12 protein-coding genes are annotated in these 13,743 nt (G+C 41.9%); 9 read left to right on the forward strand and 3 right to left on the reverse strand.

The genetic code is table 11. The annotated features are described in order from the left end of the window. The first annotated feature begins 5 nt into the window (after positions 1-5). A complete protein-coding gene (locus FO440_RS09125) occupies positions 6-1,088 on the forward strand; it encodes a glutaminyl-peptide cyclotransferase (protein ID WP_144247883.1) in 1,083 nt (360 codons plus the stop codon). A gap of 115 nt (positions 1,089-1,203) precedes the next feature. Continuing rightward, the gene (locus tag FO440_RS09130) at positions 1,204-2,310 is read left to right on the forward strand and encodes a glutaminyl-peptide cyclotransferase (protein WP_144247884.1); all 1,107 of its coding nucleotides are present in this window, start codon (positions 1,204-1,206) and stop codon (positions 2,308-2,310) included. Between the two features lie 60 nt (positions 2,311-2,370). On the opposite strand, the gene pgi is transcribed toward FO440_RS09130, so the two are convergent. Continuing rightward, positions 2,371-4,017, reverse strand: coding sequence for a glucose-6-phosphate isomerase (pgi, locus tag FO440_RS09135; protein ID WP_144247885.1), 1,647 nt, complete (start codon positions 4,015-4,017; stop codon positions 2,371-2,373). 255 nt (positions 4,018-4,272) lie between these two features. On the opposite strand from pgi, the gene FO440_RS09140 reads away from it, so the two are divergent. The 6 genes from FO440_RS09140 (at position 4,273) to FO440_RS09165 (ending at position 10,700) form a co-directional block, all read left to right on the forward strand. Then, positions 4,273-4,707 (forward strand): hypothetical protein, encoded by a 435-nt coding sequence (locus FO440_RS09140; RefSeq protein ID WP_144247886.1) that lies wholly within the window; start codon positions 4,273-4,275, stop codon positions 4,705-4,707. 104 nt (positions 4,708-4,811) lie between these two features. Further along, positions 4,812-5,904 (forward strand): peptide chain release factor 2 gene (gene prfB, locus FO440_RS09145; RefSeq protein ID WP_144247887.1). Its coding sequence is split into 2 segments (ribosomal slippage): positions 4,812-4,871 and positions 4,873-5,904, totalling 1,092 coding nucleotides; the frame shifts between segments, so codons are not numbered across the junction. A 233-nt stretch (positions 5,905-6,137) separates the two neighbouring features. Continuing rightward, positions 6,138-7,865 (forward strand): sensor histidine kinase, encoded by a 1,728-nt coding sequence (locus FO440_RS09150; protein ID WP_144247888.1) that lies wholly within the window; start codon positions 6,138-6,140, stop codon positions 7,863-7,865. A 13-nt stretch (positions 7,866-7,878) separates the two neighbouring features. Next, a complete protein-coding gene (locus FO440_RS09155; protein WP_144247889.1) occupies positions 7,879-8,643 on the forward strand; it encodes a LytR/AlgR family response regulator transcription factor in 765 nt (254 codons plus the stop codon). A 278-nt stretch (positions 8,644-8,921) separates the two neighbouring features. Continuing rightward, positions 8,922-9,941, forward strand: a complete 1,020-nt coding sequence (murB, locus tag FO440_RS09160) for a UDP-N-acetylmuramate dehydrogenase (protein ID WP_144247890.1) — start codon at positions 8,922-8,924, stop codon at positions 9,939-9,941. 222 nt (positions 9,942-10,163) lie between these two features. Then, positions 10,164-10,700: an RNA polymerase sigma factor gene (locus tag FO440_RS09165; protein ID WP_144247891.1), complete on the forward strand. Its 537-nt coding sequence runs from the start codon at positions 10,164-10,166 to the stop codon at positions 10,698-10,700. 58 nt (positions 10,701-10,758) lie between these two features. Here the strand turns inward: FO440_RS09165 and FO440_RS09170 are convergent, their stop codons facing one another. Both FO440_RS09170 and FO440_RS09175 read right to left on the reverse strand, forming a co-directional pair. After that, positions 10,759-11,688, reverse strand: a complete 930-nt coding sequence (locus FO440_RS09170) for a glycerophosphodiester phosphodiesterase family protein (protein ID WP_246104194.1) — start codon at positions 11,686-11,688, stop codon at positions 10,759-10,761. Beyond that, positions 11,660-12,412, reverse strand: coding sequence for a ThuA domain-containing protein (locus FO440_RS09175; RefSeq protein WP_144247892.1), 753 nt, complete (start codon positions 12,410-12,412; stop codon positions 11,660-11,662). The genes FO440_RS09170 and FO440_RS09175 overlap by 29 nt, the downstream gene beginning before the upstream one ends. A 131-nt stretch (positions 12,413-12,543) precedes the next feature. Here FO440_RS09175 and FO440_RS09180 point away from each other — a divergent pair, with 131 nt between their 5' ends. Then, positions 12,544-13,740 (forward strand): aminotransferase class V-fold PLP-dependent enzyme, encoded by a 1,197-nt coding sequence (locus FO440_RS09180; protein ID WP_144247893.1) that lies wholly within the window; start codon positions 12,544-12,546, stop codon positions 13,738-13,740. Positions 13,741-13,743: the final 3 nt, after the last annotated feature.

Consider the following 13,743-nt stretch of genomic DNA (forward strand, 5'->3'; position numbering starts at 1 on the left):
TAATTATGAAAAACAGATCGATACTGCTTATTGCTGCCTTAGCGCTTATTATCTATAGCTGCCAAAGCTGTCAAAACAAAACTGCCGATACCGGCAGTGACATTACTATAAGCCCCGATGCCGGTACAAGCTATAAAGCGGGTACTGACATCAAAGTAAATGTGCACTATGCCGGGGCGGTAAAGCCCGACTCGATAGTGTATTTGCTGGATTCTGTAAGGTTATCATCTAAAAAAGATTCATCGGCTTTTAGCATTAAAACGGATAGATTGCCTATGGGCATCAGGATGATCACGGCTAAAGTGTACCAGGCAGGCAAGGCGCAGGACGTATCGACCAATGTTGTGGTGATGGCTGCCAAAGCACCCGAAGAATTGACCTATAAGGTTGAAAAAGTATTCCCACATGATACCAGCGCTTATACCGAAGGTCTGTTATACCACGATGGTTATTTATATGAAAGCACTGGTAGCAAAGGAACCTCAGATTTACGTAAAGTAGATTTGACAACAGGCAAAGTTGTACAAAGGCAGGCAATAGACCCTAAAATTTTTGGCGAAGGCAGTGCTATCATCGGCGATAAGATCGTGATGTTTACTTACACTGAGAAAATAGGGTATGTGTTTGATAAGAATACTTTTAAGTTGCAGAAAACCTTCACAAACAACGTTGGTGTTGAGGGTTGGGGCGTAACCTATGATGGCAACAAAATGTATCTTGATGATAGCACCAATCGTATTTGGTTTTTAGATAAAAATGATTACCATCAAACCGGCTTTATTGATGTTTATGATGATAAAGGCCCTATCGAGAAAGTAAACGAATTAGAATACATCGACGGTAAACTATACTCCAACGTTTATACTACTGATACCATCTTAGTTATCAACCCTAAAACCGGCGCCGTGTTACAACGTGCCGATATGAAAAATTTATTACCAAAGTCGCAGTACCCGGCAAACTGGACAGAATTTGATAAAGGCGAAAACGTACTAAACGGCATAGCCTGGGACGAAAAAGGCAAACGCCTGTTTGTTACCGGCAAAAAATGGCCGCATCTTTACCAAATAAGTTTAGTAAAGAAATAATACAGTTTACATTACCTTGTTAATGTAAGCGCGGTTACTATATTTGCCCGTATAAACTAATTATAAGATTAAACCATATAAAGAGGGAAAACATTTTCCTTTTGCTGAATAAATTATGAAGAAAACATCAATGTTATTTATTGGTACCGCAGTTATTTTAGCGGCAGGTTGTAAATCCAAAAATGGTGCAGTTGAAAATATAACCATTTCCCCAAAACCAGGGGTTCTTTCCACTAATGATAAACCGCTTGCTTTCAATGTCAGTTACGAAAAATCTTACAGTCCTGACTCGGTTGTGTATTATTTAGATTCAATACGCGTAGGCGTAAGGAAGGATTCGTCCGTGATCAGCATAAAAACCGATACGCTGCATATGGGCAAACGGGATGTTACTGCAAAGGTGTATAAAGATGGTAAAATACAAAATGTGCAAACTTCCTTTTTGAAGATGCCAAAATATGCGCCGGAACAATGGACCTACACTGTCGTCAAACAATTCCCGCATGATTCGACAGCTAATACAGAAGGATTATCTTATGAAGATGGGTTTTTATACGAAACAACCGGTGACTCTACAAAAGCCTCTGAGCTTAGAAAGGTGGATATTACAACCGGAAAAGTTGTGCTTAGCCAAAAAGTAGATAAGCACTACCTAAAAGGCAATACAATTGTTGGCGATAAAATTATTGCGTTTGCACAGAACGATACCGCTGGCTTTGTGTTTGACAAAAACACTTTGAAACTTTTAAGTAGATTTAACCCTAAAGCTGCTAATGCAAATTGGGGTGCCGCCTTTGATGGCAGTAAAATATACGTAAGCGATGGTAATAACCGTATTTGGCTGCTCGATAAAAACAACTATAAAAACAGGGGCTATATTGATGCCTTCGACAATCAAAGGCCTCTGCCGCCAATAAATGAGTTAGAGTATATTGATGGTAAGATATATGCCAACATTTACGGGTACGATACATTTGTTGTAATTGATCCAAAGACCGGATCAGTAGACAGAGCCTTAAATATGGTTAATATCTTCCCTTACGAAGAAAGACCTAAAAGATTTGATGCTAAAGAAAATGTGCTAAACGGTATAGCCTACGATGCAAAAGGCAAGCGTGTTTTTGTTACCGGTAAAAGATGGCCTCATGTATACCAGATAGACGTTGTGAGAGGGTTACCTGCTTCTTTAATGAAGTTCTTAAAGAAGAAGAAAAAATCTTAGGGCATAAAAAAAGCTCTCCGGATTCCGGAGAGCTTTTTTTTATAGGACTCAAACCAAAGATTATCTCCAGGCTTTATACTTGTTGATCAAGCCGTTGGTTGATGAATCATGCGATTTGATCTCATCGTTATTTCTAAGCTCAGGTAAGATCTTTCCGGCTAATTGCTTGCCCAGTTCAACGCCCCATTGATCAAAGCTGTAAATGTTCCAGATAATACCTTGTACAAATATTTTATGCTCGTACATGGCAATTAATGACCCTAAGCTGTGTGGTGTAATTTTCTTAACCAGGATAGAGTTGGTAGGGCGGTTACCTTCAAACTCTTTAAACGGTGCCAGTTTCTCAATTTCTTCAGGCGACTTACCAGCTGCTTTCAGTTCGGCTACTACCTCTTCATGGCTTTTACCATTCATTAATGCTTCGGTTTGCGCGAAGAAGTTTGACAGCAACATAGTATGGTGCTCGCCCAGCGGATTATGTGATTGTGCAGGCGCTATAAAATCGCAAGGGATCAGTTTAGTGCCCTGGTGGATCAGTTGGTAAAAAGCGTGTTGCCCGTTAGTACCCGGTTCGCCCCAGATAATAGGTCCGGTTGAGTATTCTACATGATTGCCGTTACGATCGACATGTTTACCGTTACTTTCCATATCGCCTTGCTGAAAGTATGCGGCAAAGCGGTGCATATATTGGTCGTATGGTAAAATAGCGTTGGTTTCGGCCTCAAAGAAATTATTGTACCAGATGCCTACCAAAGCTAATATAGTCGGCAGGTTTTGTTCAGGTTCGGCAGTTTTAAAGTGGTTGTCCATAGCATGAGCACCTGCCAATAGCTCGGTAAAGTTTTCAAAGCCAATGCTTAAAGCAATTGATAAACCAATGGCACTCCACAAAGAGTAGCGGCCACCAACCCAATCCCAAAACTCGAACATATTTTTGGTATCAATACCAAATTTGCCAACACCATCAGCATTGGTTGATAATGCCGCGAAATGTTTGGCAACATCCTCATCCTTGCCACCGCTTTTAATAAACCAGTCGCGGGCGCTATGAGCGTTTGCCATGGTTTCCTGGGTGGTAAATGTTTTTGATGCGATCAGGAACAGCGTGGTTTCGGCATTTAAACCTTTTAACGTTTCGGCAATATGTGTGCCGTCAACATTTGATACAAAGTGCAGGTTCAAATGGTTCTTGTATGATTTAAGCGCTTCGGTAACCATCACGGGACCCAGGTCAGAGCCGCCTATGCCAATGTTCACCACATCGGTAATAGGTTTGCCGGTGTAGCCTTTCCATGATCCGGAGATGATGGCTTCGCTAAATTCTTTCATGTGCTGCAATACCTTGTTTACATCTGGCATTACATCTTTACCGTCAACTAAGATTGGCGTGTTGCTGCGGTTACGCAGGGCAACGTGCAGTACCGGGCGGCCTTCTGTAGCATTAATAACTTCGCCGCTAAACATGGCGTGTATTGCGTCATTTAGCCTACATTCTTTAGCTAACTGTAGCAATAAAGCTATAGTCTGGTCGGTAACGCGGTTTTTAGAGTAATCAAGCAGAATATCTTCAAACTGAACCGAGAATTTAGCAAATCGCTCATTATCAGAATCGAATAATCCTTTAAGGCTTTCTGATACTACGTCGATGTAATGATCGGCTAAGTATTTATAAGATTGAGTGGTAGTAAAATCAATGTTTGGCAGCATAATTGGTTATGTTTTATAAGCAAAAATATAATTTAATATTAACGTCCATATTAAATTTTAAACTATGTGACATTAGCGTTATTTCAACACGCTTACTAACAAGTTTGTTTTAAATTCATTGAATTGTAATATTTATAATGATAAAGCAAGTTTGCTATCATAATTAAAATTTTTATTTGATATATTTGATTCATTGATAAATAAAATATTTGTTTATCATTATTTTGTTAATTCAAATTATAAAGTGTAACCGTCATGTTTGAGAAACTTTTTATGCTTGTAAAAAATAACGCCGGGATGGCTGTTGTTAACAACCCTGTAATTCCTGTAAAATACCATGAAGCTGTGATCAACGAAGCATCGAGCTCGATCATAGAGGTATTAAAGGGCCAAATGGAAAATGGTAAGCTAAAAGATCTGATCAAATATTTTCAATACCCGGGCATCTATAATAATCCGTTAATTAACAGCACTGTTAACAAGTTTGCAAACAAGCTGAACAACTATTATGGTATTGTGCCGGTTGAGGCTTTGTTGATTGCCAAGGAACTGATCCCGCCGGTAATGCAGGAAATGATCCAACAATCAAAAAACGAACAAAATACCGATTTCGCTTTAGGCAAGCTATTGTCAATGTTGAGCGGTAACTATAACATGAATAATTTGCTGAGCCAGTTGGCTATAGCCTAAACATATTTTGATCTACCCATGGAGAGCCTGTTTGCTGATGCGGACAGGCTTTTTTATTGCATGGCGATGGGTTTTAAACTCATCGCTATTATTATATTTGCCACATGACTAAAGAACAGATCCAGGATTTAAGGGATAGACTAATTTCCCTGAGGAGGCATCTTTGACATCGACAAGAAGCTTGATGCATTAAAAATAGAACAGGACGAAACACTCGGCCCTCATTTTTGGGATCACCCCAAAGAGGCCGAAAAGGTTTTGGCATCCATCAAAACAAAAAAAGTTTGGACAGACGAGTATCAGAAAGTAGCATCAGTTATTGATGATACCGGCGTTATGTTTGATTTTTACAAAGGCGGCGATGCTACTGAGGCCGAAATGCAGGAGCAGTATGACGAAGCCATTAAAGTGGTCGAAGAACTGGAGTTTAAAAACATGCTCTCGGCCGAAGAAGATCAGTTTAACGCCGTACTGCAGATAACCGCAGGCGCTGGCGGCACAGAGAGCTGCGACTGGGCCGGCATGCTGATGCGGATGTACATTATGTGGGGCGAAAAGAACGGCTATAAAGTAACCGAGCAGGATTTCCAGGAAGGGGAGTCGGCGGGGGTTAAAACCGTTACGCTGCAGTTAGAGGGCGAGTTTGCCTACGGCTATTTAAAAGGCGAGAACGGTGTACATCGCCTGGTCCGCATTTCGCCGTTCGACTCGAACGCTAAACGGCATACCTCATTTGCGTCGGTTTATGTTTACCCTTTGGTCGACGATACCATTGAGATAGAAGTTAACCCTGCCGACATTGAGTTTGAAACTTTCCGTTCTGGCGGCGCGGGCGGCCAAAACGTAAATAAGGTTGAAACCGCCGTACGTTTATACCACAAACCATCGGGCATTATTATCAAGAACCAGGAGTCACGATCGCAGTTGCAAAACAAGGATAACGCTATCCGCCTGTTGAAATCTCAGTTATATGAGATCGAGATGCGTAAGCGCCAGGAAGCCACCAACAAAATTGAAGGCAGTAAAAAGAAAATAGAATGGGGCTCGCAGATCCGCAACTATGTGCTGCACCCGTATAAGCTGGTTAAGGACCTGCGTACTGATCACGAAACATCAAACGCCTCGGCTGTATTGGATGGTGATCTGAACGATTTCCTGAAAGCCTACCTCATGGAGTTTGGCGGACCGAAGGGGTAACCAAATCAATTCCATTGTCATTTCGAAACGAGGAACGAGTGAGAAATCTATACACAGAAAAGTAGCCTATCTGCATGTGTATAGATTTCTCCCGTTGGTCGAAACGACAGCATAATTATGTAATATTTCCCCAAATTCTCACCCGCAACCCCCACTTACTCATTGCGGGTTGATACATATTCCTGCCAGCCTCATCTTTGGTGATAATTATTAACTTTAAATACTTTATCGCCATGAAAATCAATATTTTTTTAATCATTTTTTGCTTTGTAAGCTTAAACTTATCTGCACAGTTTGAGGGGCATCATGGTACACAGTTTGGTAATTATATTTATTTTGATGCCTTGCCCGATCAGCATAACGTGCTCTTTAAAAATAATATTCATGGCATTTACGTGCCTGATGATGCTGTGTTTCGTATTTTTAGTAAAGACGTGTCAGACCAAAAACTGGCATCGCCTATAGCATTAGGGGTTAAATTGAATCCTAATGAAATGTTTTACGGGATGATGCCTGTTCAATCGTTTAATAGAAGTTTTCCGGCGTTTCATATCAAAGGCACTTCGTCAGCTGTGGTTATTGCCATGGGTATTAACAAAAATAACATAGGCGACTATCGCTATAGAGTGGTACTTAATGACAGTGTCGAAATTGTGCACTGGTCGAATATACCCAGGCTTGATCAGCAATATGGAGCCAAACAGCCTTACGGTTTTATTGGCAATTTTAGTTATCCCGGCAAACAGACACTAGTAGAGGTAATTAACATTAAAAATTATAATCTGCGCACAGGAGTAGTTTTTGATTGGCGATCAAACCTGAAGCCTTTCCCTTTTGGCGTTATCGCATCAGTGTCCAAAAATAGTCCTTCCGGTTCAGCTGATTTTAGTGCGAAAAGAGATTCCGCAACGCAAAGGATAACAGAAATCAGTTGTGTAAAAGGTACCGTGGGTACAATTAACGTACATTTAAGGCAACATCCGGGTGTTGCTTATGGGTCATCTATCGACCGTTTTGGTACCGACGGCAAGCCAATTTACCGAGGTTTTGGATTAGACGAGGATGCCTCGGGCGAAATTAAGTTTGATGTGGATACTTTACCGCCAGGAAATTATACGATATCCATTTTCCCTTTTGGCGGTGGCAATAATGGTATCATGGTTTCGGCAGATCAGGCAATTAGTATTGATTTGATTATAACTGCACCGAAATCCACGTCCATCCTTGAGAAGAAAACGTCATATAAGCAATTATTACCTTACCTTACCGGGGCAGCGCTATCAATAGCGCTGCTTTTTTGGCTTTATCGCAGGCAGGTAAATATCCGCCTCACCAGGTCTGTACAAGCCAGGCAAAATGTCAATCTTAAAATACGGGCCATACGCGCGCAGCTTAATCCGCATTTTATGTTTAACGCGCTAACCTCCATTCAAAACCTTGTAAATAAAAATGATATGGAAAGCGCTAATCATTACCTGTCGCGGTTTGCAAGCCTTACCCGTAAGGTGTTAAATACAGGCGAAAAAGAACTGATCAGCCTTGAAGACGAACTGAAAATATTGGACGATTACCTGCAAATGGAACAATTGCGTTTCGGCTTTCAATATCATATCCATACTGATGCTGACATAAATGTTGCCAATATAGAGATACCGGCCATGCTGCTGCAACCATTTGTTGAAAACGCGGTTAAACATGGCGTAGCCGATCTTCGCGATCGCGGAGAAGTTAAGGTTACCATCCGTAAAGAAAATAATAACCTGAACCTTATCATTACAGATAATGGCATGGGTTTTATACAAACCGGGGCGATGAGTAATAGTAATTCATTCGGTTTAAAACTAAGCGAAGAGCGGATAGAATTACTGAACCAACTCTACACCGGGCAACCGTTTAAGCTGAACATAAAAACCGGCGATACGGGCACTACGGTAACTATTACTTTAACCGATTGGATATAGTAAATTGCAGCGCATGAATATCCGCAGTATAATTATTGACGACGAGCCGAACAACATAGAAAATCTGCAAACCATTATTGCTACCTATTGCCCCGGGATCGATATTGTTGCCACGGCCAATAACGCCGCCCAAGGTATAGTCGTAATTAAAGCCAACCAGCCCGACCTGGTTTTTCTGGATATCCAGATGCCGGGCGCATCGGGTTTTGACGTTTTAAAGGCATTTGCTACTGTAAACTTCGAAGTTATATTTATTACTGCTTATGATCAGTATGGTATCCAGGCCATCAAGTTTTCGGCGCTTGATTACCTGCTTAAACCAATAGATATTGCCGAATTTAAAATAGCTATTGAAAAGGCGAGGGTAAAGATCAATTCCAAAAAGCAGAACCATAACATTGAAAACCTGCTGGAATATATCAGATCGGGCCAGCGTGATTCGCCAAAAATTGCCCTGCCTACCTTGTCAGAAATCCGCTACATTAAGGTGAACACCATTGTAAGGTGCGAGGCCGAAAATAATTATACTACCTTTTTTCTTGACGGCGGCGAGCAAATACTGGTATGCAAAACATTAAAGGAATATGATGAGCTGCTGCAACCTCACCAGTTTATCCGTACCCACCAATCGCACCTGGTTAACCTGCAATTTGTAAAAAGCTATTTAAAAGAAGATGGCGGCACTTTGCTTTTAACAGATCAAACTAAAATACCTATATCACGTCAAAATAAAGACAGGGTGCGGAATATTTTGGTTAGCGGTAATTTTTTAAGTTGATGCTTTATATATCGCACATAGTAAAATTTAGAAACACAGATAAATTTTATCGCCCTCTTTACGCGCAGCGAAGAGAGGGCCGACCAGCGTAGCGTAGTCGGGGTGAGTAATCGCCGGTGTACTCTGCTTCGTCAGGACTCACCCCGCGGCTCTTCGAGCGCGACCCTCTCTTCGCTGCGCGTAAAGAGGGTAAAACAAAAAAATATTTACAAACGATTTCCCTACTTCACAATCTTGAAGAAACTGATTATTCCAAATTAATTCCGAAATTCGCCCGCATGCTGCAGATCCAGGAAAACGTTTCGCTTAAAAACTTTAATACTTTCGGCGTTGAGGCCAACGCTCGCTTCTTTGCCGAAATAAACCACGAAGACGAACTGGTGGAACTGTTTATGGATCCGCAATGGCAGCAAACCGAGCGCCTTGTTATTGGTGGCGGTAGCAACCTGTTGCTCATTAATGATTTTAATGGGCTGGTTATTCGCATGAATATCCGCGGTATCGAGCATCGCATTAACCATGACGAGGTATTTGTTGAGGCCGGAGCCGGCGAGGTTTGGAACGACCTGGTAAATTACTGTGTGCAGCGTAACTATGCAGGGTTGGAAAACCTAAGCCTGATACCGGGTTCGGTAGGGGCGTCGCCTATACAAAACATTGGTGCATACGGGGTTGAGTTAAAAGATGTTTTCCATACCTGCCGGGCATTTGAGATCAGTACTACTAAATTCAGAACTTTTACCAAAGAAGATTGTGGTTTCGGCTACCGCGAAAGTGTTTTTAAGAATGAGTTGAAGGGCCAATATATCATTGTATCGGTTAAGTTTAGCTTATTCCTGATCCCGAATCTTAACCTGCGCTACGGGGCTATAGAGCAGGAATTGGCTAATCGTGGTATTGCAGCGCCTACTATTAAAGATGTGTCGCAGGTGGTGTCGCATATCCGCGTAGCTAAACTGCCGGATCCATCAACCATAGGTAATGCTGGCAGCTTTTTCAAAAACCCGGTTATTACTGCTGCCGAGTTTGCGCCTATTTATGCCAACTATCCCGAAGTGGTGAATTATCCTGCCGGCGATGGTTTGGTAAAACTGGCCGCGGGCTGGCTAATAGAACAATGCGGCTGGAAGGGAAAAGTTGTAGGAAATACCGGTACCTGGAAGAACCAGGCATTGGTTTTAGTGAACCATGGCGGTGCCACCGGTGCTGAAGTGTACAACTTTTCGTCGCAAATTATAGACAGTGTGTACTCCAAATTTGGCGTTAAACTACAACGCGAAGTAAATATTATCGGTTAATTTTTTTTATTGAGCAGCACTTTTTGAAGTGTAATCCTATTGTCATCAAGGTGATTTATTGTCATAAATTAAACATAAACAACTGTAAATCAGTTTATTTATGTTTTAATATTGTTTGAAGGTCAATTCGCGATATTGTCTTTATAGTTATGGCATATGCCGTTAATGAAAATTTATAGTGGTATAGGGTTTGTCTATATACTAGTACAAAACATTAACAGAATGACAAAGATTGAGTTTAACACCCTAGTACTACGTCAGGCAAGTTCATTAAGGTCATACGCCTTACACTTCACACACGACGCAGATGATGCTAACGACCTTGTCCAGGACACGATGTTGAAAGCCATAACTTATTACAATAAGTTTAAAGAAGGCACCAATTTAAAAGGATGGTTATATACTATCATGAAAAATACCTTCATCAACAATTACCGCCGTTTTGTTAAAATGAGCACTTTTGTTACCAAGTCTGATGAAATTTCATCACCTAACCTGGTATTCAGTTCTACCAAAAACCAGGGCGAAGCTAAATTTGTGATGGACGATATAAAGAAAGCTTTAGACAGGCTGCCTGCTGATTATTATGTACCCTTCACTATGTATTTTGAAGGCCATAAATACCATGAAATTGCTGATCATTTGATCATCCCGATAGGTACGGTTAAAACCCGCATACACGTTGCACGTAAGCTGCTTAAGAAAAATCTTAAAGCTTATGATAATGGTATCAAAAAACCTATCTACGCAGAAAACTAAGGTTATTAACTCAATAATTTATAAAAAGAAAACCCGCTGATAAAGCGGGTTTTTTATTTTACTGTTTTTGATAACTGCCAAACAGTTTTACCAGTTTGTCAGGATAATCAGATATCAATCCGTCAACCTTCAGGTCTGCCAGTGCTTTCATATCAGTTTCGTTATTTACCGTCCAGGGGATAACCTTTACATGGTTGCTATGTGCCGCTGTTACCATATCGACAGTAACAATTTTTTGCTCGGGGCTAAGTATGGTAGGGATAAAGCCCAATAGTTTCATGTTGCTTTCGTAATTACCGGTTTGTACTAAAAAGGCTGTCTTAACCTGCGGCATTTGTTGATGCAATATCTGTAAAGTGCGCACATCAAATGATGGGATAATTACCCTGTCGGTAATGTGTTTTTCGGTAATAACTGCCATCAGCAGCTTTACAAATACGGCAGGCACGGGGTTCTCTATATTGTCGCCGGCCACGGTGCTTTTGGTTTCGATATTGTAATAAACCGGTTTTAGGTGATGCGCTTTGGTATAGGTCTCTACGCTGTCAATCAGTTCGGATAGTAAAGGCTTATAAGTTTTAATTTTTTGCTGTTGCGGAAAAGCCGGGTAGTTTTTTAGTCCTTCGGTATACATCCTGATACTGTCGTAAGTCATTTTGTACAAGACATGTTGCTTTTCTTCGGCTTTGGTAATATCGCTGCCGTCAGGTTTTTGCATAATATTGGCCGACATAAACCCGTCATGCGATACCACTACTTTCCCATCCGCAGTGATATGGGTATCCAGTTCAAGCGTATTTATGCCTAAGCGTACACCGTTTAGCATAGCGGGTATAGTATTCTCGGGCATCAACCCGCGACCGCCACGGTGCGCCTGTGTGTCAAATGTGTCCTGCGCTTTCAATGTCGAAAAGCTGACCACTGCCAGTAATGTTAAAACGTATTTCATAAAGTCGATATTATTGGTGTGCCACCCATTTAACGGCATTACGCAAAAGGGTTTTATAAGGATCGATATCATGCGACTCGCCATCATGGCCCAGCGCGATACAGACTATCCGCGTCTTTGGGTTCTTTACTATAAATACAGACGGATACACAACGTCCGATCCAGCAACATGGTTATTGGCCAGCACATCAATGCCCGGCCCGGCAGGGTCAATGATGTAATGATAACGTTCGTCTTTAAGCGTAAAATTTTGTGTTACGCCATTGGTGACCGGGTGATGGTTGTTGATGATGGTTTCGTCAAAGCTGCTATAGCGGTCATGCTCGCTCGCACCGCCACTTACCAATTGTAAATTATATTCGGGCCAGTCTTTCCAGTTATACCAAAGCGCGGGGTGGCCTAATATCAATCCTTTGCCTGCATTTGCAAAATCAAATATCGCCTTGCGGTTTTCAGCAACGATAGGCTGGTTGGTCACCAAATAAAGAACATCGGCTGTTTTCAGGTAGATGCCTATCGAGTCGGTATTATGGGTATAAGTAACCGTACATAAACCGTCTTCACTAAGTGTAGTAGCATCTGCTTGTTTGTACCATCGGTCAAAATCATGCGATGTGCCGCCGCCGACGATTAAAACACGGATACTTTTACGGGGCTTGGATTTTGTACCTGATATGTGACCGATAGCAAGCCTTGGTACCAGGCAGATCAGGATCAGCAGCGCTGACAGCCGGCTGAATTTAATGAAAATTTGTTGTTGCATTGGGCAGATAAATTGTACAGCTAAAATAATACTAAGTCTGCAATATATGCTGATTTATTACGCTGATGTGGCAGTGAGCTATAAAACTATAGGCAAACAATTAGTTACTTTACCTAAATAAAATAAGGGATATGGCCAACACGTTAACCGAACAGGAAGTACAACAACTCCGTGCCGAAACAAAGGGTGCTGATAGGATTGCCCATTTTAACAATGCCGGATCGGCCCTGCCGCCCGACGTGGTTGTGGATACCGTGATCAGTTATTTGCAGGAAGAAGCCGTAAACGGTGGCTATGAAACCGAAGCGAAATATAAAGACCAGTTAGAAAACACCTACGATCTGATTGCCAAACTGATCAATGCCGGTAAAGACGAAGTCGCTATTGTTGAAAATGCCAGCACCGCCTGGGGTTTGGTGTTTCATGGTATTGATTTTAAACCGGGCGACGAGATCATTACCACCGAAATGGAATACATCACCAACCTGATCGGTTTTATTAACATGCAGAAAACGCATGGGGTAGTGTTAAAGATCATCCCGAACGATAAGCAGGGTAAATTTAATGTTCAGGCTTTGCAAGATGCCATATCGCCCCAAACAAAACTGATAGCGGTTACGCATATGCCGTCGTCAAGCGGAGCGATGATGCCGATTGTTGAAATAGGGGCTATTGCGCGCAAGCATAACATTCTTTACTTGGTTGATGCCTGCCAGACCGCAGGCCAGGCACCGATTGATGTAGAAGAGATAGGTTGTGATATGCTTTCGGTAACGGGGCGTAAATACCTGCGCGCGCCGCGTGGCACAGGTTTTTTATATGTGCGCAAAAATGTGCAGGACCAGTTCAGGCTATTGTTTATGGACGGGTTCAGTTCGCCAACCGTTAGCCTGCATGATTATACCATACGGCCCGATGCACGCAGGTTTGAGTTATATGAAAAAAGCCGCGCGCTAACATTAGGCCTGGGCAAAGCCATTGAATACGCGCTTGAAATAGGGGTAGTCCGGATCTGGCAGCGTGTACAGCTATTGGCAACCAGCCTGCGCCGTCAACTAACAGCTATTGACGGAATAACTGTCCATGATAACGGCGATGAACTATCAGGCATTGTTACATTTTCGGTTAGGGGGATAGATAGCCAGTCAGTCAAAACCAAGCTATCCGAAGAAAATATTAATGTATCAATAGGTGTTGCTAAAGCTACATTGATCTATATGGAAAAGAATCACTTGAGCAGCATTGTGCGGGCGTCTGTACATTACTACAACACGCAGGACGAGATCAGAACCATGTGTACCGTATTGGCCGGAATTGCTAAAGGGTAACCA

Source organism: Mucilaginibacter corticis (assembly GCF_007558865.1).
GTDB classification, from domain to species: Bacteria; Bacteroidota; Bacteroidia; order Sphingobacteriales; family Sphingobacteriaceae; genus Mucilaginibacter; species Mucilaginibacter corticis.

Coding starts and splice junctions, on each gene's coding strand:
- FO440_RS09125 (WP_144247883.1), top strand. CDS start 6: ATGAAAAACAGATCGATACTGCTTATTGCTGCCTTAGCGCTTATTATC.
- FO440_RS09130 (WP_144247884.1), top strand. CDS start 1,204: ATGAAGAAAACATCAATGTTATTTATTGGTACCGCAGTTATTTTAGCG.
- pgi (WP_144247885.1), bottom strand. CDS start 4,017: ATGCTGCCAAACATTGATTTTACTACCACTCAATCTTATAAATACTTA.
- FO440_RS09140 (WP_144247886.1), top strand. CDS start 4,273: ATGTTTGAGAAACTTTTTATGCTTGTAAAAAATAACGCCGGGATGGCT.
- FO440_RS09150 (WP_144247888.1), top strand. CDS start 6,138: ATGAAAATCAATATTTTTTTAATCATTTTTTGCTTTGTAAGCTTAAAC.
- FO440_RS09155 (WP_144247889.1), top strand. CDS start 7,879: ATGAATATCCGCAGTATAATTATTGACGACGAGCCGAACAACATAGAA.
- murB (WP_144247890.1), top strand. CDS start 8,922: ATGCTGCAGATCCAGGAAAACGTTTCGCTTAAAAACTTTAATACTTTC.
- FO440_RS09165 (WP_144247891.1), top strand. CDS start 10,164: ATGACAAAGATTGAGTTTAACACCCTAGTACTACGTCAGGCAAGTTCA.
- FO440_RS09170 (WP_246104194.1), bottom strand. CDS start 11,688: ATGCCGTTAAATGGGTGGCACACCAATAATATCGACTTTATGAAATAC.
- FO440_RS09175 (WP_144247892.1), bottom strand. CDS start 12,412: ATGCAACAACAAATTTTCATTAAATTCAGCCGGCTGTCAGCGCTGCTG.
- FO440_RS09180 (WP_144247893.1), top strand. CDS start 12,544: ATGGCCAACACGTTAACCGAACAGGAAGTACAACAACTCCGTGCCGAA.